Annotated in this window: 22 protein-coding genes and 2 pseudogenes; 7 read left to right on the top strand and 17 right to left on the bottom strand. The window is 71.8% G+C overall.

Annotated elements, in window-relative coordinates; genetic code table 11:
• Window positions 1–12 precede the first annotated feature (12 nt).
• The 7 genes from J5X86_RS18545 to ribA form a co-directional block, all read right to left on the bottom strand.
• Window positions 13–2,574 (bottom strand): SpoIIE family protein phosphatase, encoded by a 2,562-nt coding sequence (locus J5X86_RS18545; RefSeq protein WP_208517891.1) that lies wholly within the window; start codon window positions 2,572–2,574, stop codon window positions 13–15.
• 42 nt (window positions 2,575–2,616) lie between these two features.
• Window positions 2,617–2,931 (bottom strand): hypothetical protein, encoded by a 315-nt coding sequence (locus J5X86_RS18540; RefSeq protein WP_243980722.1) that lies wholly within the window; start codon window positions 2,929–2,931, stop codon window positions 2,617–2,619.
• Window positions 2,932–3,161: 230 nt separating this feature from the next.
• Window positions 3,162–4,076, bottom strand: coding sequence for an NAD(P)H-binding protein (locus J5X86_RS18535; protein WP_208517890.1), 915 nt, complete (start codon window positions 4,074–4,076; stop codon window positions 3,162–3,164).
• 2 nt (window positions 4,077–4,078) lie between these two features.
• Window positions 4,079–6,211, bottom strand: coding sequence for a xanthine dehydrogenase family protein molybdopterin-binding subunit (locus J5X86_RS18530; protein ID WP_208517889.1), 2,133 nt, complete (start codon window positions 6,209–6,211; stop codon window positions 4,079–4,081).
• The gene (locus J5X86_RS18525; RefSeq protein WP_208517888.1) at window positions 6,208–7,197 is read right to left on the bottom strand and encodes a xanthine dehydrogenase family protein subunit M; all 990 of its coding nucleotides are present in this window, start codon (window positions 7,195–7,197) and stop codon (window positions 6,208–6,210) included. Before J5X86_RS18525 ends, J5X86_RS18530 begins: the two co-directional genes overlap by 4 nt.
• Window positions 7,194–7,700 carry a (2Fe-2S)-binding protein gene (locus J5X86_RS18520; protein ID WP_078640554.1) on the bottom strand — a complete coding sequence of 169 codons (507 nt, stop codon included), beginning with the start codon at window positions 7,698–7,700 and terminating at the stop codon, window positions 7,194–7,196. The genes J5X86_RS18525 and J5X86_RS18520 overlap by 4 nt, the downstream gene beginning before the upstream one ends.
• 168 nt (window positions 7,701–7,868) lie before the next feature.
• Window positions 7,869–8,525 carry a GTP cyclohydrolase II gene (gene ribA, locus J5X86_RS18515; RefSeq protein ID WP_078640553.1) on the bottom strand — a complete coding sequence of 219 codons (657 nt, stop codon included), beginning with the start codon at window positions 8,523–8,525 and terminating at the stop codon, window positions 7,869–7,871.
• A 95-nt stretch (window positions 8,526–8,620) separates the two neighbouring features.
• On the opposite strand from ribA, the gene J5X86_RS18510 reads away from it, so the two are divergent.
• Entirely contained in the window at window positions 8,621–9,370 is a 750-nt protein-coding gene (locus tag J5X86_RS18510) for a creatininase family protein (protein WP_208517887.1), read from the top strand.
• Window positions 9,370–10,008 (top strand): annotated as a pseudogene (locus J5X86_RS50765) (RibD family protein); the annotation flags it as partial. The gene J5X86_RS18510 and the pseudogene J5X86_RS50765, both read left to right, overlap by 1 nt.
• Before the next feature lie 273 nt (window positions 10,009–10,281).
• On the opposite strand, the pseudogene J5X86_RS50760 reads toward J5X86_RS50765, so the two are convergent.
• The 5 genes and pseudogenes from J5X86_RS50760 to J5X86_RS18485 all read right to left on the bottom strand — a co-directional run.
• A pseudogene (locus J5X86_RS50760) lies at window positions 10,282–11,037 on the bottom strand (YbhN family protein); the annotation flags it as partial.
• Window positions 11,038–11,123: 86 nt separating this feature from the next.
• The gene (locus J5X86_RS18500; protein WP_208517885.1) at window positions 11,124–11,960 is read right to left on the bottom strand and encodes an SAM-dependent methyltransferase; all 837 of its coding nucleotides are present in this window, start codon (window positions 11,958–11,960) and stop codon (window positions 11,124–11,126) included.
• Entirely contained in the window at window positions 11,957–13,063 is a 1,107-nt protein-coding gene (locus J5X86_RS18495; RefSeq protein ID WP_208517884.1) for a glycosyltransferase family 4 protein, read from the bottom strand. The genes J5X86_RS18500 and J5X86_RS18495 overlap by 4 nt, the downstream gene beginning before the upstream one ends.
• Window positions 13,060–13,458, bottom strand: coding sequence for a 6-carboxytetrahydropterin synthase (locus J5X86_RS18490; RefSeq protein ID WP_078640548.1), 399 nt, complete (start codon window positions 13,456–13,458; stop codon window positions 13,060–13,062). Before J5X86_RS18490 ends, J5X86_RS18495 begins: the two co-directional genes overlap by 4 nt.
• Before the next feature lie 78 nt (window positions 13,459–13,536).
• On the bottom strand, window positions 13,537–14,535 hold the full coding sequence (locus tag J5X86_RS18485) for a zinc-binding alcohol dehydrogenase (RefSeq protein ID WP_208517883.1): 999 nt from the start codon (window positions 14,533–14,535) through the stop codon (window positions 13,537–13,539).
• Between the two features lie 118 nt (window positions 14,536–14,653).
• Here J5X86_RS18485 and J5X86_RS18480 point away from each other — a divergent pair, with 118 nt between their 5' ends.
• Window positions 14,654–15,397 (top strand): CDP-alcohol phosphatidyltransferase family protein, encoded by a 744-nt coding sequence (locus J5X86_RS18480; RefSeq protein ID WP_208517882.1) that lies wholly within the window; start codon window positions 14,654–14,656, stop codon window positions 15,395–15,397.
• 31 nt (window positions 15,398–15,428) lie between these two features.
• On the opposite strand, the gene J5X86_RS18475 is transcribed toward J5X86_RS18480, so the two are convergent.
• Window positions 15,429–16,136, bottom strand: a complete 708-nt coding sequence (locus J5X86_RS18475; protein ID WP_208517881.1) for an SDR family NAD(P)-dependent oxidoreductase — start codon at window positions 16,134–16,136, stop codon at window positions 15,429–15,431.
• Window positions 16,137–16,238: 102 nt separating this feature from the next.
• Here J5X86_RS18475 and J5X86_RS18470 point away from each other — a divergent pair, with 102 nt between their 5' ends.
• From J5X86_RS18470 to J5X86_RS18455, 4 genes are all read left to right on the top strand, one after another.
• Complete coding sequence (locus J5X86_RS18470) at window positions 16,239–17,078, top strand: helix-turn-helix transcriptional regulator (protein WP_208517880.1); 840 nt, start codon at window positions 16,239–16,241, stop codon at window positions 17,076–17,078.
• 224 nt (window positions 17,079–17,302) lie between these two features.
• Complete coding sequence (locus tag J5X86_RS18465; protein WP_014059559.1) at window positions 17,303–17,461, top strand: hypothetical protein; 159 nt, start codon at window positions 17,303–17,305, stop codon at window positions 17,459–17,461.
• Entirely contained in the window at window positions 17,458–18,006 is a 549-nt protein-coding gene (locus J5X86_RS18460) for a sigma-70 family RNA polymerase sigma factor (protein ID WP_308124609.1), read from the top strand. The genes J5X86_RS18465 and J5X86_RS18460 overlap by 4 nt, the downstream gene beginning before the upstream one ends.
• On the top strand, window positions 18,003–18,800 hold the full coding sequence (locus tag J5X86_RS18455; RefSeq protein WP_208517879.1) for a hypothetical protein: 798 nt from the start codon (window positions 18,003–18,005) through the stop codon (window positions 18,798–18,800). The genes J5X86_RS18460 and J5X86_RS18455 overlap by 4 nt, the downstream gene beginning before the upstream one ends.
• 15 nt (window positions 18,801–18,815) lie before the next feature.
• Here the strand turns inward: J5X86_RS18455 and J5X86_RS18450 are convergent, their stop codons facing one another.
• The 4 genes from J5X86_RS18450 to kdpA form a co-directional block, all read right to left on the bottom strand.
• Complete coding sequence (locus J5X86_RS18450) at window positions 18,816–19,247, bottom strand: hypothetical protein (RefSeq protein ID WP_208517878.1); 432 nt, start codon at window positions 19,245–19,247, stop codon at window positions 18,816–18,818.
• 96 nt (window positions 19,248–19,343) lie between these two features.
• Complete coding sequence (locus tag J5X86_RS18445) at window positions 19,344–20,012, bottom strand: potassium-transporting ATPase subunit C (protein WP_208517877.1); 669 nt, start codon at window positions 20,010–20,012, stop codon at window positions 19,344–19,346.
• Window positions 20,013–20,017: 5 nt separating this feature from the next.
• Window positions 20,018–22,156 (bottom strand): potassium-transporting ATPase subunit KdpB, encoded by a 2,139-nt coding sequence (kdpB, locus tag J5X86_RS18440; protein ID WP_208517876.1) that lies wholly within the window; start codon window positions 22,154–22,156, stop codon window positions 20,018–20,020.
• Window positions 22,156–23,817 (bottom strand): potassium-transporting ATPase subunit KdpA, encoded by a 1,662-nt coding sequence (kdpA, locus tag J5X86_RS18435; protein ID WP_208517875.1) that lies wholly within the window; start codon window positions 23,815–23,817, stop codon window positions 22,156–22,158. The genes kdpB and kdpA overlap by 1 nt, the downstream gene beginning before the upstream one ends.
• Window positions 23,818–23,822 lie beyond the last annotated feature (5 nt).

Below are 23,822 nucleotides of genomic sequence, written 5' to 3'. Positions count from 1 at the left end.
CCCGCCGGGGCGTCAGGGGAGTGGCTGGGCGGTCCAGATGCACTTGCCGGTGGACGTGTAGCGGGTGCCCCAGCGCTGGGAGAGGGCCGAGACCAGTTGGAGCCCGCGTCCGCCCTCGTCGGTCTCCGAGGCATGGCGGATCCGGGGTGTGGTCAAAGAGCCGTCGGTCACCTCGCAGATCAGCTCCTCGCTGCGCAGCAGCCGCAGTCCGATCGGGCCCCTGCCGTGCCGGATCGCGTTCGCGACCAGCTCGCTGACCAGCAGCTCCGCGATGGGGGTGAGCGGGGCCAGTTCCCAGCGGGTGAGCTGGTCCCGGACGTGATCGCGGGCCTCGCCCGCGGCGATCGGCCCTTCGGACAGCGGCCATGCGGCGATGTGGTCGGAGGCGAGCGCATGGGTGCGGGCGATGAGCAGCGCCGCGTCATCGGCGGTGAGCTGCTTCTCCGGTAGCAACTCGGCCAGCACCTCGTCGCACAGCCGCTCCAGCGACGCGTGCTCGCCCCGGTCTCCGTCGCCCCGGTCTCCGTCGCGCCGGGCGTCCTCCGGGCCGGGCGCGCGGGCCGCGCCGGCCAGCGCGCTCGCCAGGTGCCGCATTCCGCGGTCGATGTCCCGGGCGGCGGATTCCACCAGACCGTCGGTGTACAGCACCAGCAGACTGCCCTCCTCCAGAGCCACCTCGGTGGTCTCGAACGGCGGCCGGGCCGCGCCCAGCGGCGGATCGGGGGCGCCGCCGGCGAAGCGGACCGGGTGGCCGGGGCGTACGACGGCCGGTGGTGGATGTCCGGCGCTGGCGAAGACGCAGGTGGCGTTGGCCGGGTCGTACACGGCGTACAGGCAGGTCGCGTAGAGATTGTCCCCCAGGTCGCTCACCAGGTCGTTGAGGCGGGTGAGCAACTCGGCGGGCGGAAACTCCAGCTCGGCCAGGGTGCTCACGGCGGTGCGCAGCCGGCCCATGGTGGCCGCCTCGGACAGCCCGTGACCCATCACATCGCCGATGACCAGGGCCACCCGGGCGCCGGAGAGCGGGATCACGTCGTACCAGTCACCGCCCACGTCGATGCCCTCGCTGGCGGGCAGATAGCGTGCGGCGGTGGTGACCGAGGGCAGCGTCGGCAGAGCACGGGGCAGCAGCCCGCGCTGGAGCTCCTTGGCCCGGGTGTGCTCCATGTCGTACAGCCGGGCGCGCTCGATGGCCTGCCCCATCAGTCCGCTGAGTGCGGTGAGCAGGGCCCGCTCCTCCGCGTCGAGCCGGCGCGGCTCGGCGAAGGCGACCACGGTGCAACCGATGTTCCGGCCGGAGACGATCAACGGCAGAAAGGCCCATGCCTGCTTCTGCGCCGCGGCGGGCCGCCCGCCCATGCCGGGATAGCGCGCGGTGTACGCCTCGACCGACTCGACGAAGGCCGGCGCCCCGGTCCGGTACACCTCCGAGACCGGCGACACATCATGGATCGGGGCCCCGTCGATCGACTCCAGGAAGGGCTGCGGATAGCCGACGGCCCCGGCGATCCGGATCACGTCGCTCTCGATGAGCTGCACCACCATCCCCGAGGCGCCGAACGGCGGCAGCACCCGGTCGGCGATGGCGTTCACCACGTCGCGCATCGTCAGGGCCTGCGCGAGGGCGTCGGTCAGCTCGCCGATCCGCGCGGTGCGCTCGGCCGCCGCGTGCTCGGCCGCGGCCCGCTCCGCCTCCCGCGCCCGGCTCGCGGTGATATCGGCGGCGTAGACCGTGAGCCCGTTCGGCACCGGGACCAGCCGCATGGAGTACCAGCGCTGATTGGTGGGCCAGCGCACGTCGAACCCGACCGGGGTGCCGCTCTCGGCGGCCCGCCGGTAGCGGTTCCGCAGGTCCGGCTCGGCGTCGTCGACGCTCAACCGCGTGAAGGCGTCCCACAGTGTCCGGCCGAGAGTCGTCCGCGCGGCGCCGAGCAGCCGCTCCGCCTCGCCGTTGACGAAGGTGATGCGCCAGTCGCCGTCGACCGCGAAGAACGCGTCGCTCATATGCCAGAGCGCCTGGCTCACCTGGTCGTCCGCCAGCATATTGCCGGTGCCGCCCCGGTCCCGGCCCCGGCCCCGGCCCCGGCCGGGAGGGTTCTCCCGGAGCCGCGGGGCGGCCCACGCCGCCAGCGCCTCGACGGCCGCCCGCCGCTCCGGTGTGGGCCGCTCGGCCGGGGCCATCAGCACCGACAGCGCGCCGGTGACCTTCTCCGGAGTGATCAGTGGCACCGACAGCAGCCCGCTTCCGGTGGGCAGCGCCGGGCCCGTGCCGCACCCGGCGCCGAGGGCCGGCGCCCACACCGGCGCGCCCTGGGCCACCGCGCGGGCCGGGACGCTGGTGCCGGCCGCCTCGACCGCATCCCAGTCCCGGGCGACCGTACGGATCAGCCCGTGCACCGCCGCGAGCCGCAGCGACCGGCTGCCGGGGCCGCGCAGATGCACCATGCCGCCGAGACCGCCGGTCTCCGTCACGGCGTGGTCGAGCGCGAATCCGAGCAGATCGGGGCCGCTCAGCCCGTCACCCGCCTCGGTGATCATGCGTATCCGCGCGGCGATGGCCTCGTCCATGCCCATGGAGAAAATTTACTCCCTTGGCGGTGTATTCCAGGGAATGTGTTACCCCGTCGGGCGACGGTCGACCGGGGTCAGTGAGGACCAGACGGACAGGGTGCTGCGGCGGGAGCCCGACCAGGGGGCCGGGACCGCGTCGATGTCCTGGGCCAGGCGGTAGGCGAGCGTCTCGTAGTTCACCCGCCAGCCGCGGAAGTGCGGCCACGCCTCCTCCGCGGTGCGCTCCATCGGATAGCCGTAGGTGCGCATCCGTTCCACCCCGCGCAGGAAGTCCTCGTAGCCGAGCCGCACCGGATCCTCCGGGCGCGGGTCGGCGTCGTACGGGATGCCGCGGATATCGGCGATGTCGCGCAGGCGCACGAAGCCCGCCCGCAGCGCCAGCCGGGTCCGGGCCTGCGGCTGGGAACGGTTGAAGGCCAGCCGTGGCGCGGCCGCGTCGAGTACCGCCGGCAGGTGACGAAGCCGGTGAAACCGGCGGGGGTCGGCCGGGGAATGACCAGGGTGCGCAGCACCGAGGCGAAGATTCCCGGCACGATGACGGCGCCGATGATGCCCAGCGGTACCCGCACCGCGAATCCGTTCCGCCCACGTCATTTCGTGAACATCTCGGGGTGCTCATGGACGTAGTCCCGCACCCCGGTCGCGGGCCTCCCGGTGATCGTCTCGATGTCGTCGGTCCGGCGGTCGTAGCGGTTCTCCGCGTGCAGCCGGGCCATGGTCGCCAGATGCTGGAAGACGTGGTCGGGCAGGCCCAGGGCCCGCAGGTCGTGGTTGACCCAGGCTTCGTAGGAGACGTCCACATAGCTGACCGGCCGGCCGAGCGCGTCGGCGAACTCCCCGGCCATGGTGGTCATGTCGACCGAGGCTGGGCCGGTCAGATGGTAGGTCTTCCCGATGTGCGAGGAGGGGTCCACCAGGATCTCCGTCACCACCGCGGCGACGTCCCGCGCCGCGACCGGGGAGGTGCGCCCGGTGCCGAACGGCAGCCGGATCGTGCCCTCCTGCGCGATGGAGGAGTAGACGAAGACCGAGAAGAGCGGATTCTCCATGAAGACCGTGGGCCTGAGGTGGGTGACGGGCAACCCGGACCAGTCGAGGGCCTGTTCGCCCAGCCACTGCAGCCGGTGCTGATCGGACTCCGTGGTGCTGGTGAGGTCCATCTGGGAGACCGTCATCTGCGACATGTTGACCAGCACCTCCAGCCGCGCGTATTCGCGGGCGACCGCCGCCGTCGTCACCGTGGCCTCCAGATACCGCGACGAGACGCTCATGCCGAAGTACATCCGTCCGCAGCCCTCCATCGCGCGGACCACGTCCGGGGCGCGGGCCAGATCGCCCGCCACCACCTCCGCGCCCGTCGCGCGCAGCGCGTCGGCCCGCTCGTCCTCCCGGTGGACCATGGCCCGCACCGGCAGATCGCGTCGGCGCAGCTCCTCCACGACGGTGCGGCCGATGCCTCCGACGCTCCCCGCGGCGCCGGTCACCAGGATGGGTGCCGGGGCCATGGCTAGGACACCAGCTTGTCGAGGGTGATGGGGAGTTCGCGGACCCGGACCCCGGTGGCGTGGTGCACGGCGTTGCCGATGGCCGCGGCGGTGCCCACGATGCCCACCTCGCCGAGGCCCTTGGCCCCCATGGGGTTGGTGTACGGATCGGGCTCGTCCAGCCAGTGGGCCTCGATCGCGTGGACATCGGCGTGGGAGGCGATGTGGTATTGGGCGAAGTCGTGGTTGACCACATGGCCGAACCGCGGGTCGAGCACACTGTGTTCGTACAGCGCCATCGACATCCCCTGGGTCATCCCGCCGATGAGCTGCGAGCGGGCCGTCTTGGGATTGATGACCCGGCCCACGTCGAACATCCCCAGCAGCCGCGTCACCCGCAGCTCACCGGTGTCCTCGTCGACCCGTACCTCGGCGAACTGGGCGCCGAAGCTGTGCATCGCGTAGCGCTCGGCCTCCGGGTTGCCGCCGGGCATCTCCGCGGTGACTTCCAGCCCCTCCGGCGGCGCGATACCGCCGTGTTCGGCCCGCAGCCGGTCCCGCAGCCGGTCCGCCGCCTCCCAGATCGCGGTGCCCCAGCTGTTGATGCCGGCCGAGAACCCGGCGACCGACGCGGCCGGCAGCGCCGTGTCCCCGATCCGCATCTCCACCTGTCCGACCGGGACGCTCAGCGCGTCCGCGGCGATCTGGGTGAGTGCCGTCCAGGTGCCGGTGCCCAGGTCGGCGGCGGCGATCCGCACCGTGTAGCGGCCGTCCGGGCCGACCCGGATGGTGGCCGCGTTGCCGGGGAAGCGGGGGGAGGGATACGTCGAGACGGCCACGCCGGTGCCCACCAGCCAGCGCCCCTCGCGGTGCGCCCGGGGGGCCGGGTCACGGTGCTCCCATCCGGACCTTCGGGCGCCCTCGCGCAGACAGTCGGTCAGATGGCGGCTGGAGAACGGCAGTCCGGACTCCGGATGCACCTCCGGCTCATTGCGGATCCGGAACTCCACCGGGTCAAGACCGCAGGCGAGCGCCATCTCGTCCATGGCCGACTCCAGCGCGTACATCCCCTGCGCCTCGCCCGGCGCCCGCATGATCGTCGGCACCGGGATGTCCAGCGGGGCCAGCCGGTGGGTGGTGCGCCGGTGCGGCGCCGCGTACATCAGCCGGGAGCAGACGCCCACCTGCTCCGCGTACCCCTTGGCCTTGGCGGTCTGCTCGATCACATCGTGGGCCAGCGCGGTGAGCCTGCCGTCCCGGCCGGCGCCCAGCCGGATCCGCTGGATCGACGCCGGACGGTAGCCGACCAGGGCGAACATCTGCTGCCGGGTGAGGGTGAACTTGACCGGCCGCCGGACGATCCGGGCGGCCATCGCGGCGAGGACGGCGTACGCGTGGGGGTAGACCTTCGAGCCGAACGCGCCCCCGACATGCGGGGAGACCACCCGCACCCGCCCCGGCTCCAGCCCCAGCACCCCGGAGATCAGGGCCTGGCTCATGGAGACGCCCTGGGTGGAGCAGCGCACCAGCAGCTCGCCGTTCAGCCAGGTGACCACGGCGGTGTGCGGCTCCATCGGGTTGTTGTGGTACATCGGCGTGGCGTACGTGGTGTCCACCATGGTCGGCGACGCCGCCAGCGCCGTATCGACGTCCCCCAGCAGACTGTCGGCGGGCGAGCCGTCCTGCAGCTCTCCACCGCCCGTGCCGAAGGCGGCGGCGTGCACCGGGGAGTAGAGGTCGTCGCGGTCGGCGCGCAGCACCACATCGGGGGGCCGGCTCTCGTAGTCGACGCGGACGAGCCCCGCCGCGCGGCGCGCGGTCTCCAACGACTCGGCGACCACCGCCCCGATGAACTGGCCGCGCCAGGCGACCTCGTCGGACTGCAGGACCGCGAGCTCCGGATCGTCGGGCCGGGTCAGGGTGGGCGCGTTGAGATGGCTGAGCACGGCCAGCACCCCCGGCTCCGCCTCCGCGAGCGCGCTGTCCATCCCGGTGACCCGGCCGGAGGCGATCGTGGACTGCAGCGGATACAGATAGACGGGCTGGTCGAGGGGCCATTCATAGGCGTAGGTGGCGGTGCCGGTGACCTTCTGCGCGCCGTCGATACGGTCCATCGGGAGGCCGATGGCGTGGGGGCGGGCTGTGACGTGGCTCATCGCGCCTCCTCCAGCAGCTCCAGCAGGGTGGCGACCATCGTGTTGCGGGCGAGCGGGACCTTGAAGGCGTTGCCCGGCAGCGGTCGCGCCGCGGACAGCTCGGCCGCGGCCGCGTCCACGAAGCTCTCCCGGGTCGCGGGCGCACCGCGCAGCACCGCCTCGGCCGTGGTGGCCCGCCAGGGCTTGTGCGCCACCCCGCCCAGCGCGATGCGCGCGTCCCGTACCGCCCCGTCGGTGACCTCCAGCGCGGCGGCGACGGAGACCAGCGCGAAGGCGTACGAGGCGCGGTCGCGCACCTTGCGGTAGCGCGAGCGGACCGCGGAATGCGGGGGCGGCAGCTCCACCCCGGTGATCAGCTCACCGCGCGCCAGGACGGTGTCGCGCTCGGGGGTGGCCTCCGGCAGCCGGTGCAGCTCGGTCAGCCGGATCCGGCGCTCGGAGGCCGGGCCGGTCACCGTCACCACCGCGTCCAGCGCGGCCAGCGCGACGGCCATGTCGGAGGGGTGGGTGGCCACACAGGTGGGGGAGGCGCCCAGGATCGCCATATCGCGCTGATAGCCCTCCATGGCCGAGCAGCCCGCGCCCGGTGTGCGCTTGTTGCAGGCGGTGGTGACGTTCTGGAAGTACGGGCAGCGGGTGCGCTGCAGCAGATTCCCGCCGGTGGTGGCGAGGTTGCGCAGCTGGCCAGAGGCGCCCGAGAGCAGCGCCTGAGAGAGCACGGGATAGCGCCGCCGGACCCGGGGGTCGGCGGCCAGATCGCTGTTGGGCACGGCCGCGCCGATCCGCAGCCCGCCGTCGGGCAGCTCCTCGATCCGGTCGGAGGTGAGCCGCCGGACGTCGATCAGCAGCTCCGGGGTCGCCACCTCCAGCCGCATCAGATCGACCAGATTGGTCCCCCCGGCCAGGTAGGCCGCATCCGGCTCCTGGACCAGGGTGGTGACGGCCGCCGACACCTCATCGGCGCGCTCGTAGCGAAAGGGCCTCATCGGTGTGCCACCTCCGCGATCGCCGGGACGATATTCGCGTACGCGGCGCAGCGGCACAGGTTGCCGCTCATCCGCTCGGCGATCTCCTCGTCGTCCAGCACCACATCGGTGGCGCCCAGGTCCTTGCTCGCGGCGCTCGGCCAGCCCTCCCCGGCCTCCTGCAGCATTCCGGCCGCCGAGACGATCTGACCGGGTGTGCAGTAGCCGCACTGGAAGGCGTCATGGGCGATGAACGACTGCTGGAGCGGATGCAGCTCACCGTTGGTGAGCCCCGCCGCCGTGACGATGTCCGCGCCCTGGTGGGCGACGGCCAGCGCGAGGCAGCCGAGGACCCGGCGGCCGTCGAGCAGCAGGGTGCAGGCGCCGCACTGTCCGTGGTCGCAGCCCTTCTTGGGGCTGGTGTTCCCCAGTTGCTCGCGCAGGGCGTCCAGCAGCGTCGTACGGGTGTCGACGGTGAGGCGGTGCTCGGTCCCGTCCACCCGGAGCTCGATCTCCAGGTCCATGGTCCCTACCCTTGATCGTCGTCCGTCGGAACGTCACGCGGCACCCCCATTCTCGGACATATGGGCACTGATCGCCCGTTCGGCGGTATGGCCACACCGATGGCGGGCCGCGGCTCGCGCCCGGTCGACGCCGGTGGACGGGGCCGCGGCCCCCGGCCGGGCTCTCCTTCAGGTGCGCTGGATCACGGCTTCCAGATGGGGCAGATAGTGGTCCATACGATCCCGCTTGGTGAGCAGATACGGGAGGTTCTCCTTGTGCGGAGTCATCAGCAGCGGCACCTGCTCGCTGACCCTGACGCCATGCCGCAGCAGCGCGTCCCGCTTCTGGGGGTTGTTGGACAGCAGCCGCACGGAGCGCACCTTGAGGTCGTGCAGGACATCCGCCGCCACCTTGTAGTCCCGGGCGTCCGCCGGCAGGCCGAGGGCGAGGTTGGCCTCGACCGTGTCCAGCCCCTCCGCCTGGAGCTTCATCGCCTGGAGCTTGGCGAGCAGCCCGATCCCTCGTCCCTCATGACCCCTCAGATAGACGAGAATGCCCCGGCCTTCGGCCACGATCGCCTTCAGCGCCGCGGAGAGCTGGTCGCCGCACTCGCAGTGACGGGAGCCGAACGCGTCTCCGGTGAGGCACTCCGAATGCAGGCGGGTAAGCGCTTCCTCACCGGTGACATCGCCGTATACCAGCGCCATTTGTTCATCACCGCGAACGAGGTCCCGATAGCCGATCGCGAGAAAGTCGCCATGCTTCGTGGACAGCCGGACATTCACCACTCGTTCGACACCCGAGGGGCGGGCGTCGACATCGAACACGCCATCACTTTCTGTCATGTCCCGATCTTATCTGGAAAACCACCGCCCTTGTACAGGAGAATGACAAAGCCGCGGCAACAAGCTGTCCGGTCGACACATGAAAGGTCCACGATATGAGTGGTTCGGGAACGCGCCCGCAGGTCGGCATGGTCTTGCCGACACAGACGACGGAGGAAGTGCGGGCCGACCGGGCCGATGTCGCCGTGCTTCCCGTAGGCAGCTTCGAACAACACGGCGCATTTCTCCCACTGGCGACCGACACGGTCATCGCCGGCACGATCGCAGGCGAGATCGCGGCCGCGTATCCGGTGCTTCACCTGCCCCCGGTGACGATCTCCTGCTCCCATGAACATGCGGCCTGGCCAGGGACGATCTCCCTGTCCGCGGCCACCCTCTACGCCGTGGTCCGCGATATCGCCGACTCGCTACGGCGCTCGGGTATACGCGGTCTGATTCTGGTGAACGGACACGGCGGAAATTACGTACTGCGCAACATCGTTCAGGAATCCGCCGGGGGTGACTTCGGTATGGCGCTATTCCCCGGATCGGCGGACTGGGACGCCGCCAGAACCCGCGCCGGAGTACGCACCCCGTCGAACAGCGATATGCATGCGGGGGAACTGGAGACATCCATACTCCTGCATGCCCATCCAGAACTCGTCCGGCCCGGTCATGAAACCTCCGACTGGATATCCGACGATCGGAAACATCTGCTCACTCTCGGTATGTCCGCCTATACGGAGTCCGGCGTCATCGGCCGGCCGTCCAGGGCGTCCGCGCATAAGGGAAAGGAACTGCTGGCCGGGCTCGTCGATTCCTTCGCCGAGTATCTTTCCCTGGTCGGTGCCGAGAAGGAGGCGTGATGACCTTTCTGGAAACGGAAGAGGCATGGGAGCGGCTGCGCTCCGTCCGGAGCGAGGCGGACACCGGGGCCGCCGGTCTGGTGCGGGGCCCGGACGGCAGGCGGCGGTGGAGTGAGCCCGCCTCGCCGGAGGCCCGGCTCCTGGCCGACCGCTATCTCCCGCTGTGCCTGGCCGGGCCGCGGCTGACGATCGCTCAGCTCGGTCAGAGCCTGGACGGATTCATCGCCACCCGCACCGGCGACGCCGACTACGTCACCGGCGAGGAGGACCGCCGCCATCTCCACCGGCTGCGCGCCCTGGCCGACGCGGTGGTCGTCGGGGCCGGTACCGCCGTCGCGGACGACCCCCAGCTCACCGTCCGCGCCTGCGCGGGCACCCACCCGGTACGGGTCGTCCTCGATCCCCGTGGACGGGTGCCGCTCGACCGACGCGTGTTCACCGATGGCTCAGCTCCGACCCTGTGGGTGGTGGGCGCCACCGGCGAGCGCCGGCCGGCGCCGCCGGACGGGGTGGAGCTGCTGACGCTCACGGAGCCCGACGCCTTTGCCCCCCACCGGCTGGTGCGGGCGCTCGCGCGGCGCGGACTGGGCCGGGTGCTCATCGAGGGCGGCGGCGTCACCGTGTCCCGCTTTCTGCACGCGAGGGCGCTGCACCGGCTCTATGTCACCGTGGCCCCGGTCCTGCTCGGCGACGGCATCCCCGGGCTGCGCTTCGACGGGACGCCGGTCATGCGGGACGCGCTGCGCCCGCCCGTCCGCCGCTCCACCCTCGGCGAGGACACCCTCTTCGAACTCGACCTGTCGGCCCCGCAGCCGGGCGCACCACTGGACGGCCAGCACCGCGACACCGGGGAGGCTCGCGGCGAAGGTGAGCACCCCGTAGACCACGGCCACGGTCAGCCCCTGGCCCGCGCCCAGGCCCGCGGCGCCGAAGGCCCAGGCGGTGACGCCCTCGCGGGGGCCCCAGCCGCCGACGTTCAGCGGCAGCGCCATGGCGATCAGGGCGAGCACCATCAGGGGCAGCAGCTCGGTCAGCGGAGCGTGTGACCCCGCGGCCCGCGCGGCGAGGACGAACGTCGTCAGATGCCCGGCCAGCACCACGACCGAGGAGACCACCACCCCCGGCCAGCTCCCCCGGGCCAGCAGTCCGCGGCGCGCCTCGGTCAGCGCGCCGCGGACCGCGCCCCGCCGCCGCGTGGCCACCGGCGCCGCGCGGCGGCGGCGCCGTACGGCCACGGTGACGAGCAGCGCGAGACACCCCGCGAGCACCGCCGCCCCGGCCATCGGGCCGCCGAGACCGCCGACCAGCCGCCCCAACTGCGCCAGGGCCAGCGAGGGGTGGGCCAGCAGGATCGCCACCCCGACCGCGATCAGCACCACCTGGCCCGCGACCCGCTCCAGCACCACCGCGCGTACGCCCCGGCCGACATCCCCCGCGTCCCGCCCGTGCCGCACCGCGCGATGCACATCGCCGAGGACCCCACCGGGCAGCGCGGCGTTGAGGAACAGCGCGCGGTAGTAGTCGGCGACGGCCGGGCCCAGCGGCAGCCGGATCCGCAGCCCCCGCGCCACCAGACACCAGCGCCATGCGCTGAAGACCGTGGTGAGCAGGCCGAGCCCGAGCGCCGCCAGCAGCGTGAGGCCGTCGATGGTGCGCAGACCGTCCACAAAGGCCCCGGTGCCCAGCCGCCACAGCACCACCCCGAGGATGGCGACGCCCGCGGCCGCCCCGAGCCGGGCCCGCAGCGCGCCGGTCACGCGGCCGCCCCCATCGTGCGGGACGCGGGCAGCGCCAGCAGATCCCGGTGATGCACCACCACCCGCAGCGCGCCCGTCGCGGCGATCGCCAGCCGGCGGCGCAGATACGCCTCGGCGCGCCCGGCCAGCTCCGGCCGGTGCTCCACGGCAGCGCCCACCCAGCCCCGCAGCCATTCGGCCGTCAGCGCGGCGTGGTCGGCGCCGAGCGTCCAGGGGCTGGCGTGGGTCCGTACCGTCGCGCCGTACCGGGCGAACGTCTCGGAGGCCACCGCCATCGCGTCGGGGCCCACCAGATCGCCGCGCCGCTGATGGGCGTTGAACGCCTCGGCGATCTCCGCGTCCAGCGGATCGGCCGGGGTGATCTCGACCCGCCCCACCACGGACAGCGCCAGCAGCGCCGGGCACTGGGCCGCGGCGCAGGCCGCGGCGATCCCGTCCACCTCCTCGGCGGTGAGCACGTCCAGCAGCGCGGACGCCGTCACCAGCGAGGCGCCGTCCAGCGTGCTCGCGGTCAGCCGGGCGAGGTCGCCACGCGCCGTCGCGATGGCGATGCGGCTGCCGTCGGTGGCCGCCCGGGGCATCCGCAGGGCCGCCCGGTCCAGCAGATCGGGGTCGCGGTCGTGCAGGATCCACAGTTGCGGGCCGCTCAGCCGGGGCGCCAGCCAGCGCCCCATGGAGCCGGTGCCGCAGCCCAGATCGTGAATCACCAGCGGCGGGCCGGACAGCCGGGGGCGGAGCTCCTCGATGAGTTCGGGGGAGCGGGCCGCCGCGTCGGCGCTCTCCCGCAGCTCCAGCCAGTCTGGGGTGTAACGCGGTACGTCGGTCGTCTTCACGCGGCCCTCCGCGGTTCGTCTCGGAGCTCTTCCAGCGCACCGGCCAGGTTCCGGGTGGTGTTCTCCCACCCGGCCAGCGCGGTGCGCCGCTCGCGCGCGGCGGTGGTCAGCCGGCGGCGTATACCGGGGTCGCTCAGCCAGCGGCGCAACGCCGCCGTGAGCGCCCCGGGGTCGTCCGGGTCGATGAGCATGCCCGGCACCCTGCCGTCGGGTGCCTGCCCGATGGCCTCCGGAACCCCGCCGACGGCCGTGGCCAGCACCGGGATCCCCCGGGCGAGCGCCTCGGTCACCGCCATGCCATAGGTCTCGGCGTACGAGGCGAGCACCATCGCGTCGGCACCCGCGTAATCGGCGGCCAGCTCGGCGCCGGTCCTCGGGCCGAGCAGCCGCACCCGGTCGCCCACGCCCAGCTTCTCGATCAGCTCCCGGAGCCGGGCGGTGTACTCCGGGTCCTGGTCCAGGGCTCCCGCGCAGTCGCAGGCCCAGGGCAGATCCGGGATGTCCGCGAGCGCCTCCACCAGCCGTAGCTGCCCCTTGCGCGGGGTCACCGAGGCCACGCACAGCAGCCGTGAGCCCTCGCCGCCCGAGGTGGCGAGGGGCGCGATATCGGCGCCGGGCGCCGCCACATGGACCCGGTCGGGCACCAGCCCGTGCAGATCCACCAGCCGACCGGCCGCCCATGCGCTGGTGGCCACCACCGCCCGCACCGAGCGCAGCGTCCGGCCCTCCAGCGCCGTCAGCTCCGAGGCCCGGCCGGGGGTGAGCCCCGTCTCGTCGCCCAGCGGCAGATGCACCAGCACCGCCAGCCGCAGCCGCTGGGCCTGCGGGACGACGATGGCGGGGAGCACACAGGCGACCAGCCCGTCGAGCAGGACGGCCGTGCCGTCCGCCAGCCCGGCCAGGATCCGGGTCAGCTCGGCGCGGGCGGCGGGGCCGGGCCGGGGCCAGTCACCCTCGACCGCGTGCTCCTCGACCCGCCAGCCGGCGCCGGGCAGATCCCGGCAGATCCGCCGGTCGTAGACGTTGCCGCCGCTCGGCGCGGCCGGGTCGGCCACGGCGCCGGGCATCACGATGTGCACCGTGCGCGGTGCGGCCGGGCTCATAGGCCGCGCTCGTAACTCGCCCAGGCGACATGCGACTCATGCAGGGTGACGGCGATTGCGGACAGCCCGCGGGCGCCCTCGCCCAGCGCTCCGGAGTGGACCCGCTCGGCAAGGCGGTCGGCGATCACCTTGGCGAGGAACTCGGTGGAGGTGTTGATCCCCTCGAAATCGGGTTCGTCGTCGAGATTGCGATAGCTGAGCGCGCCGCACACCTCCCCCAGCTCACGGGTGGCCAGGCCGATGTCGACGACGATGTTGTCGTCGTCCAACTCGGCACGGCGGAAGGTGGCGTCCACGAGGAACGTCGCCCCGTGCAACCGCTGCGCGGGTCCGAAGACGTCCCCGCGGAAACTGTGAGCGATCATGATGTGATCGCGGACGGTGATGCTGAACAACGGATGACCCTCCAGATACGGCGCGTCGGGCCCTCAGCCGGGGCACGCCCTCTAGTACGGCCGTCACGTTCCCCGTGTTCAGACGGATGACACGGCAGATTCCGCGCCGTAGCGAACCCGGTGGCACAGCCCCGGAATCTCCCCGGACGCGAGCCCCGGCAGCACCTGAGGAAGCTCCTCGAAAGCGCATTCGCCGGTGACAAGGGCGTCGAAGGCCGGATCGGCGAGCAGTTCGAGCGCCAGCGCCATCCGGTCGCCGTAACCGCGGCGGGTGCCCCGGGCCGGTGAGACCGTCCCCACCTGGCTGGCGCGCACCGTCAGCCGGCGGGAGTGGAAGGCTTCCCCCAGCGGCAGGCTGATCCGCCGGTCCCCGTACCAGCTCAGCTCCAGCACGGTGCCCTCCGGGGCGAGGAGCTCCAGCGAGCGCGCGAGCCCCTGTTCGGTGGCGCTGGCGTGGACGACCAGATCGAGGTCGCCCGCCGCCTCCTCGGGGAGCGCGAAGTCCACCCCGAGCGCCCGCGCGACCTCGGCGCGCGCCGGCTCGGCGTCCACCAGTTGCACCCGTACGGCGGGGAACCGGGCCAGCACCGCCGCCACGGAGGCGCCCACCATCCCCGCGCCCACCACGGCGATCCGGTCGCCCAGCAGGGGCGCGGCGTCCCACGCCGCGTTCACCGCGGTCTCCACCGTCCCCGCCAGCACGGCGCGTGGGGCGGGCACGCCCTCCGGCACCGGGGTCACCGCGCTCGCCGGGACCACATAGCGGGTCTGATGCGGATACAGACAGAAGACGGTGCGCCCCAGCAGGGACGCCGGCCCCTCCTCGACCAGACCCACATTGAGATAGCCGTACTTGACCGGCCCGGGGAACTCACCGTCCTGGAACGGCGCGCGCATCGCGGTGTGCTGACTCTCCGGTACGCCACCGCGGAAGACCAGGGTCTCCGTACCGCGGCTCACCCCCGAGCACAGCGTGCGCACCACCACGTCCTCGGGCCCCGGGTCGGGCAGGGCCACCTCCCGTATCTCGCCACGGCCGGGGGAGCGGAGCCAGAAGGCGCGGGCGGTGCGCGTCATACGACGTTCTCCAAAGGGGCTGAACAATCGGGCGGTGGCTCACGTACCGATGACCATGAAGCCGCGAACACGGTACGCGGCACCCATCCACTCCGCCACACAGCCCGGAGGGTGCACGGTGGCCCTGAACAATCCCTACAACACGACGCTGGTGCGGAACGAGACGGCCGCGGGCGCCGCCGCGCAGCTGCTGCTGCTCGTGCTGCTCGGCACGGCGCTCGACCTGGGACCCGCGGGCTGGCTGACCGGCCTGGCCTTCGCGGTCGCCACCTGGGCGGTGCTCACCCGCGCCCTGTCGCGGCACTGGCTCGCCTCCTTCGGTGCGGCCAACCGCGTCACCCTGGCGCGGGCCACGCTCGTCGGCGGGGTGACCGCGCTGGTCGCGGACTCCTTCGAGAGCCCGCCGCCGGTCACCGTCCTGGTGGCCCTCACCGCGGTCGCGCTGCTCCTGGACGCGGTCGACGGCCAGGTGGCCCGCCGCACCGGCACCTCGTCCTCCCTGGGCGCGCGGTTCGACATGGAGGTCGACGCCGTCCTCATCCTGGTGCTCAGCGTCTATGTGGCCACCTCGCTCGGCCCGTGGGTGCTGCTGATCGGCGCCATGCGCTACGTCTTCGTCGCCGCGGCCCGGGTGCTGCCCTGGCTGAACGGCCAGTTGCCCCCGAGCACGGCCCGCAAGACGGTGGCCGCGCTCCAGGGTGTGCTGCTGCTGGTCGTCGGCGCCGACGTCCTGCCCTACGCGCCGGCCTTCGGCGCCGCCCTGCTCGCCCTGACCCTGCTCAGCTGGTCCTTCGCCCGCGACATCAGGTGGCTGTGGCGCACCCGGGACAGCCGGGCCGAGGTGAGTGCGGGGGCCCGGTGAGGGCGGCGTCGAAGGCCGCCGGCCCGCTGCTCTACCAGGGGAGAGTGCCCTCGATGTCGAAGTACCCTCCCGTCGGGCCGTCGGGCCCCACCTGGGCCATCCGGACGATGATCTCGGCGCCCTCCTCGACGGTCTGGTGGCCGGTGTGCGCGTTGAGGTCCGTCGCGGTGTAGCCGGGCTCGACGGCGTTGATCCGCATCTGCGGGAACGCCTTCGCGTACTGCACGGTGACCATGTTGACCGTGGCCTTCGACGCCGGATAGGTGACCCCCGGATAGGCGTGCGCCGGGTCGTCCGGGGTGGAGACCCGCTCCAGCGAGGCCAGGCCGCTGCTGACATTGACCACGACCGGAGCGGCGGACCTCCGCAGCAGCGGCAAAAAGGCGTGGGTGACCCGCACCACGCCGAAGACGTTGGTCTCGAACACCGTCCGCATCATGTCGGCGGTGACCTCGGCGGCGCCGATCACCCCGCCGTCCGGCGTCCGCGCCTCGATACCGGCGTTGTTGATCAGCACATCCAGCCCGCCGTCGGCCTCGATGGTCTTGGCGGCGGCGGCCACGGACGCGTCATCGGTGACATCGAGGACGACCAGCCGCGCCCCCAGCCGCTCGGCGGCCCGGCGTCCGCGGTCGGCGTCCCGGCTGCCGAGGTAGACGGTGTGGCCCGCGGCGATCAGTCGGCGGGCGGTCTCGAAGCCGAGACCCTTGTTGGCTCCGGTGATAAGTGTTGTCGTCATGTCTCCAGGCTGCGCCCGGGGCGTGGGGGCAGCCAGCTGCCCCGTCTTCCTGGGACCGCGAGTACCAGGAAGGGTCCTGGCCCGCGGTGCACACTGGTGGTCATGGCGACCACGGAGTTCGGGCAGGCGGTACGGCGCTGGCGGGACCGGGTCCCGCCGGAGGCCGCCGGGCTGGCGTCCGGCGGGCAGCGGCGCGCGGCCGGGCTGCGCCGCGAGGAGCTGGCGATGCTGGCCGGGATCTCCGTCGACTACGTCACCCGCCTCGAACAGGGCCGGGCCGCCCATCCCTCGTCCCAGGTCGTCGAGGCGCTGGCCAGGGCGCTGCGGCTGTCGGGGGCCGAGCGTGCCCATCTCTTCCGGCTGACCGGGCTGGCGCCACCGGGTCCGGAGACGGTGCCGGCGTACATCACCCCGAGCGTCCAGCGGCTGCTGGACCGGCTGACCGGAACACCGGTCGCCGTGAGCGACGCGTCCTGGACGCTGCTCATGGCCAATCCGCCGTACGTGGCCCTGAGGGGCGATCCGTCCCGGTGGCGCGGCAACGAGCGCAACGGAGTCTGGCGCCACTTCGTCGGCGAGGACAGCGGATCCCGGCAGACGCATGAGGCCCGCGGCGAGTTCCAGGCCGCGCTGGTCGCCGATCTCCGCACGGCCGCCGCCCGCTACCCGGCCGACCAGCGGCTGCGGCAGCTGGTCGCGGAGCTGCGCGCGAACAGCGAGCGGTTCGCCGAGCTGTGGGACTCCGGCACCGTCGGCCGCCATGAGGCATCGCGCAAGACCATCGACCATCCGCGGGTGGGCTCGCTGACGCTGGACTGTGACGTGCTCACCGTGGCGGGCAGCGATCTGCGCATCGTGGTGTACACCGCCGAGCCCGGCACCGAGGACGCCGAACGCCTCGCCCTGCTCACCGTGCTCGGCACCCAGACGCTCACCGGCTAGCCCGCCCCCGCACGGCGGCGCGATCGGGGCCGGATCAGCGGACCAGGTCCATATGTTTTTCATATTTGCGTAATTGGATCGATGCGTTCCGTAAGATTTTAAGCTCATCCGATGCACGAACCGGCGTCCGTGAGCGCTATCTGAAACAGAGAGCGCAACACCGCGCACTCGCGGGGCGTGTGGGGGCCACCCCTCGTACAACGAACAGAAGGACAACGAAGTCCGTGAATCTTCAAACCGTGGTGAACGTCGTCACCGCCGTACTCGTCGCGCGGGTATTCGGCAGTGACGCCATCGCCCTCCTGCGCCGCGCGGCCGCGATGGGAGTCCGCGTCGGCGTATCGGAACTGCATCGCAGCGACCGGGAGGGAGGGGAGCGGTGACCAACGAATTCCTGCGCTCGCGCGAAACCACCTCGATGACCACCGGACTCCCCGCGGACTTCCGTGCCTTCCACCAGCTCCACCGGAAGGCGTACATCGACCGGGCCGTGGTCTACCTCGGCAACCACGCGGACGCCGAAGAGGCCGTCGACGCCGCCTTCGAACAACTCCTGCGCTGCTGGCCCAAGGTGCTGAGCATGGAGAATCCGGCAGCCTACGCCTGGAAGGTCATGAAGAACCGGGCCATCGACCTCGCCCGCGCCCGCAACCGCGGCCCCGCCCTCCTGGACAACGCGACCTTCGAGACCGCGATGCTCAGGGACGCGGTCGACCCCATCGCCGTACTCGAGGAGAGCCTGAACCTCTACCAGGCCATCAAGAAACTCCCCGAGCGCCAGCAGGACGTGGTCATCCTGCTCCACTGCCGCGGCTACAGCGTCGCCGAGACCGCCACCCACCTCGGCATCACCGAGGCCGGAGTCCGCTCCACCGCCCGCTACGCCCGCCGCCGTCTGCAACAACTCCTGGCCAAGGAGGACCGATGACCTCAGCCATTGACCGCATCCTCGCGCGGGCCCTGCTCAACCCCACCCCTCCCATCGACTTCGAGGCCGCCGAGGCCCGGCTCGCCATCCGCCACGCCGACCCCGGCGGCGCCCCACCCCAGGAGCGCCCTCCGCAGCACGCTCAGCGGACATCCGCGGCCGCGGGGGCCGCGGCGCAGGGCGTGGACGAACGGATGGCGCAGGACCTGCACACGCTGTGTGAGGCGATCATCGCCCGCCCCGATGCCCTGACCCAGCTTCGGGACTTCCTCACCCGCCGCATCCTCGAACCGCCCGGCTCCCGTGTCCTCGGGTGTGTTCTGCAACTGGCCGGCCATGAGGACCACGCCCAGTTCTGGTGGCAGTTCGCCGCCGGCGCCGGTGACCCCGCCGCCGCGTACTGCCTCTACCTCCACCACATGGCCCTGGGCGAGGACGGCCAGGCGCACGCCTGGCTCGAGTGGTGGCACGAGCAGGCGGGCAACGAGATCCCGCCGGTCACCGACACCGTGGAGGACTGGGCCGCCACCGACCATGAGATGGCCGCCGCCCTCCGCATCCTGCACGGCCTGAAAAGGGAGCAAGAGGTGCCGCCCGCCACCACGGCCGTCATCCACTACGTCGCCCGGGCCGTCGACTTCACCGACGACCCCGACATCGATCTCCCCCTGCCCGAACCGGGGTTCGCCGACCGCATCGAAGACCTCACCACCACCGTGACCACCACGGCAACCGCGCCCTCGCCGGACCGGGCCGTGCTGCCCGAGCGGCCGCGCAGCGGTTCCCCCGCGTAGCGGCTCACCCGCGTATCACCAGGTGAAGGCGAGTGGCCTTCCCGGCCGGCCGGGGGCCGGTACCGGGCCGGTGTGCCGGACGAATCCCTTGCCGGGCGAGCCGACCTCCTCCGCCGGCCAGTTGGCGGCGTCGATGAGCCGGGTCAGGTCGATTCCGGTGCGCACCCCGGCCAGTTCCAGAAGCTGCACCGCGTCCTCGGTGCACATACCGCCGCCGTGGGTTCCGGGCATGGCGGGATGGCCGCCGCTGCCGGCGAGCGAGGTGTCGATGGTACGGACGCCCAGCTCCAGCAGGGGGAGCAGGGCCGCCAGACCCATCCCGCGCCCGTCGTGGATCTGCACGGTGAGGCGGTCGGCGGGCACCTGCGCGAGCGGGGCGGTGACGAGTTCACGGATCTGCGGCGGCGCCGCGTAGCCGACGGAGTCCGCGAGGATCCAGTGGTCCACTTCGGTCCTCGGGACATGACGACGGGAGTCGGCGGCCGGAGAATGTCTCCGGCCGCCGGCTCCCGCTTCTCGGGGCGCTCGGGGCGCGTAACGCCGTCAGTGCTCGGCCACGAGGTCCTTGAGCGCGATGTTGAGTGCGAGGACGTTCACCCGCGGCTCGCCGATGAAGCCGATCGTGCGGCCCTCGGTCTTGTCCTCGACCAGCTTCTCGACCTGGGCGACGGACAGCCCGTTCTGCTCCGCGACCCGGTGGACCTGGATCTCGGCGTAGCGCGGGGAGATGTCCGGGTCCAGGCCGGAGCCGGAGGACGTCACCGCGTCGGCGGGGACCTGGGACGGCCTGACGGTGTAGCCGGGCACCGAGTTGTTCTTGACGACCGCGGCCTTGGCGTCCTTGACCTGCTGGAGGAGGTCCTTGCTGTCGGCGGAGAGGTTGGTGGCTCCGGACAGCAGCAGCGTGTACTGGGTGTTGAAGCTGTTGGTGCCGAGGCCGTTCGCCGGGCGCCCCTGGAACCACTTCAGATCGGGGTCCGGGGTCTCCTGACCCTTCTTCAGCGGCAGGTTGTACGGCTGCCCGATCAGGGAGGAGCCGACGACCTTGCCGTCCGCCTTCATCTCGGAGCCGTTCGCCTTGTCGTGGAACAGTCCCTGGGCGATGCCGGTGACCACCAGCGGATAGATGACGCCCGTGACCAGGGTCAGCACGAGGAGGGCCCGCAGGCCGGCCCCGAACAGCCGGGCGGTGTTCATGACGGAATGGTTCATGGCGGTCAGCCGATCCCGGGAATGAGGGAGATGAGCAGGTCGATGATCTTGATGCCGATGAAGGGCGCTATCAGGCCGCCGAGGCCGTAGATCCCGAGGTTGCGCCGCAGCATCCTGTCCGCGCTCATCGGCCGGTAGCGCACGCCCCGCAGGGCCAGCGGCACCAGCGCGATGATGATCAGCGCGTTGAAGATCACCGCGGACAGGATCGCCGAGTCCGGCGAGGACAGCTGCATGATGTTCAGCTTGTCCAGGCCCGGGTAGACCGCCGCGAACAGCGCCGGGATGATCGCGAAGTATTTCGCGACATCGTTGGCGATGGAGAAGGTGGTCAGCGCGCCACGGGTGATCAGCAACTGCTTGCCGATCTCCACGATCTCGATGAGCTTGGTCGGGTTGGAGTCGAGGTCGACCATGTTGCCGGCCTCCTTGGCGGCCGACGTACCGGTGTTCATCGCCACCCCGACGTCCGCCTGGGCCAGCGCCGGGGCGTCGTTGGTGCCGTCGCCGGTCATCGCGACCAGCTTGCCGCCCGCCTGCTCCCGCTTGATCAGGGCCATCTTGTCCTCGGGAGTGGCCTCGGCGAGGAAGTCGTCGACGCCCGCCTCCTCGGCGATGGCCTTGGCCGTCAGCGGGTTGTCACCCGTGATCATGACGGTCTTGATGCCCATGCGGCGCAGCTCGTCGAACCGCTCCCGCATGCCCTCCTTGACGACGTCCTTGAGGTGGATGACGCCCAGCACCCGCGCCCCGTCGGCGTCCTGGACCGCCACCAGCAGCGGGGTGCCGCCGGCCTCGGAGATCCGGTGGGCGATCCGGTCCGCGTCCTCGGCGACCGTGCCGCCCCGCTCCTGGACCCAGGCGATGACCGAACCGGCCGCGCCCTTGCGGATCTTCCGCTCGCCGACGTCCACTCCCGACATCCGGGTCTGCGCGGTGAACTCGATCCACTCGGCGCCCACCAGTTCGCCCTGGTGGCGCTCGCGCAGCCCGTACTTCTCCTTCGCCAGGACGACGATGGACCGGCCCTCGGGGGTCTCGTCGGCCAGTGAGGAGAGCTGGGCGGCGTCGGCGACCTCGGCCTCGGTGGTGCCGCGCACCGGCGCGAACTCCGCTGCCTGCCGGTTGCCCAGGGTGATCGTGCCGGTCTTGTCCAGCAGCAGTGTGGAGACATCACCGGCGGCCTCGACCGCCCGGCCCGACATCGCCAGGACGTTCCGCTGGACGAGGCGGTCCATGCCCGCGATGCCGATCGCGGAGAGCAGCGCGCCGATCGTCGTCGGGATCAGACAGACCAGCAGCGCCACCAGCACCACCATCGTCAGATGCGTGCCCGCGTAATCGGCGAACGGCGGCAGCGTGACACAGGCGAGCAGGAACACGATCGTCAACGAGGCGAGCAGGATGTTCAGCGCGATCTCGTTCGGCGTCTTCTGCCGCGCGGCGCCCTCCACCAGGTTGATCATCCGGTCGATGAAGGTCTCGCCCGGCTTGGTGGTGATCCTGATGACGATGCGGTCGGACAGCACCTTGGTGCCGCCGGTCACGGCCGAACGGTCGCCGCCGGACTCGCGGATCACCGGCGCCGACTCGCCGGTGATCGCCGACTCGTCGACCGAGGCGACGCCCTCGACCACATCGCCGTCGCCGGGGATGACATCGCCGGCCTCGCAGACCACCAGGTCACCGATCTTCAGCTCGGTGCCGGGGATCCGCTCCTCGGCCGTGCCGTCCGCCGCCAGCCGCCGGGCCACCGTGTCGGTCTTGGCCTTGCGCAGGGTGTCGGCCTGCGCCTTGCCACGGCCCTCGGCGACCGCCTCCGCCAGATTGGCGAAGATCACGGTCAGCCACAGCCAGGCGCTGATCGCCCAGCCGAACCAGTCGCCCGGATCCTGACACGAGAACACGGTGGTCAGCACGGACCCGACCAGCACGACGAACATCACGGGCGACTTCACCATCACCCGCGGGTCCAGCTTGCGGAAGGCGTCCGGCAGCGATTTCAGCAGCTGTCCGGGATCGAAGAGGCCCGCGCCGACACGGTCCTCGGCCGGGCTGTGCCCGGTGGGAACGCCGCCCCGCGGCGCCCTGGTCGGAGTGGCAGTGGACATGGAGTCCTCGTGGTTTTCTGTGCGGGTGGTCATCACGCCAGCCCCTCGGCCAGCGGCCCCAGCGCCAGCGCCGGGAAGTACGTCAGACCGGTAATGATCAGGATCGCGCCCACCAGCAACCCCGTGAACAGCGGCTTCTCGGTGCGCAGCGTCCCCGCGGTGGCCGGCACCGGCTTCTGCTCGGCGAGCGAGCCCGCGAGCGCCAGGACGAAGACCATGGGCACGAAGCGGCCGAGCAGCATCGCGAGACCGGTCGTGGTGTTGAACCAGTCGGTGTTCGCGTTCAGGCCCGCGAAGGCGGAGCCGTTGTTGTTCGAGGCGGAGGTGAACGCGTACAGCACCTCGGAGAAGCCGTGCGCACCGGAGTTGAGCATCGAGTTCGGCGGCGTCCGCAGGGCCATGGAGGCGGCGGTGAAGATCAGCACCAGCGCCGGGGTGACCAGGATGTAGCAGGCCGCCAGCTTCATCTCGCGGGCGCCGATCTTCTTGCCCAGATACTCGGGCGTACGGCCGACCATCAGCCCGGCGATGAACACCGCGATGATCGCCATGATCAGCATGCCGTAAAGACCGGATCCGGTACCACCGGGTGCGATCTCGCCCAGCATCATGCCGAGCATGGTGATGCCGCCGCCCAGGCCCGTGAAGGAGGAGTGGAAGGAGTCCACCGCTCCGGTCGAGGTGAGCGTGGTCGACACCCCGAAGAGCGCCGAGGCGCCGACACCGAAGCGGGCCTCCTTGCCCTCCATCGCGCCACCGGCGGCCTGAAGGGCCGGGCCGTGGTGGGCGAACTCGGTCCACATCATCAGGGCGACGAAGCCGACCCAGATGGTGACCATGGTCGCCAGGATCGCGTAACCCTGCTTGACCGAGCCGACCATGATGCCGAAGGTGCGGGTCAGCGCCAGCGGGATGACCAGGATCAGGAAGATCTCGAAGAGGTTGGTGAACGGGGTCGGGTTCTCGAACGGGTGGGCGCTGTTGGCGTTGAAGTAACCGCCGCCGTTGGTGCCCAGCTCCTTGATGGCCTCCTGCGAGGCCACGGCCCCGCCGTTCCACTGCTGCGAGCCGCCCATGAACTGGCCCACCTCGTGGATGCCCGAGAAGTTCTGCAGGGCACCGCAGGCGACCAGCACGACGGCGGCGATCGCCGCGGCCGGCACCAGGACGCGGACCGTGCCGCGCACCAGATCGGCCCAGAAGTTGCCGAGCTCACCGGTGCGCGAGCGCGCGAAGCCGCGCACCAGCGCCACCGCGACGGCGATACCGACGGCGGCCGAGACGAAGTTCTGCACGGCCAGACCGGCGGTCTGCACGACGTGGCCCATGGCCTGCTCGCCGTAGTACGACTGCCAGTTGGTGTTCGAGACGAAGGACGCGGCCGTGTCGAACGCCTGCGCCGGCTCGATCGAGGAGAACCCGAGCGAACCGGGCAGGCTGCCCTGCAGCCGCTGCAGCAGATACAGGAAGAGCACACCGGCCGCCGAGAAGGCCAGCACCCCGCGCAGGTACGAGGCCCAGCGCATCTCGGTGTCGGGGTTGGCACCGATCCCCTTGTAGATCCACTTCTCCACACGCCAGTGCTTCTCGGAGGAGTAGACCTTGGCCATGTGGTTGCCGAGGGGGACGTAGGCGAGCGCCAGCGCCCCTATGAGGGCGAGCAGCTGGAGCACGCCCGCGAGTACGGGACCCATGCCTC

The organism is Streptomyces sp. NEAU-YJ-81 (assembly GCF_017592595.1).
In the GTDB taxonomy this organism is placed as follows: domain Bacteria; phylum Actinomycetota; class Actinomycetes; order Streptomycetales; family Streptomycetaceae; genus Streptomyces; species Streptomyces hygroscopicus_B.
Note: the sequence above shows the minus strand (reverse complement) of the source record. Positions and strands in the feature narration are given on the sequence as shown.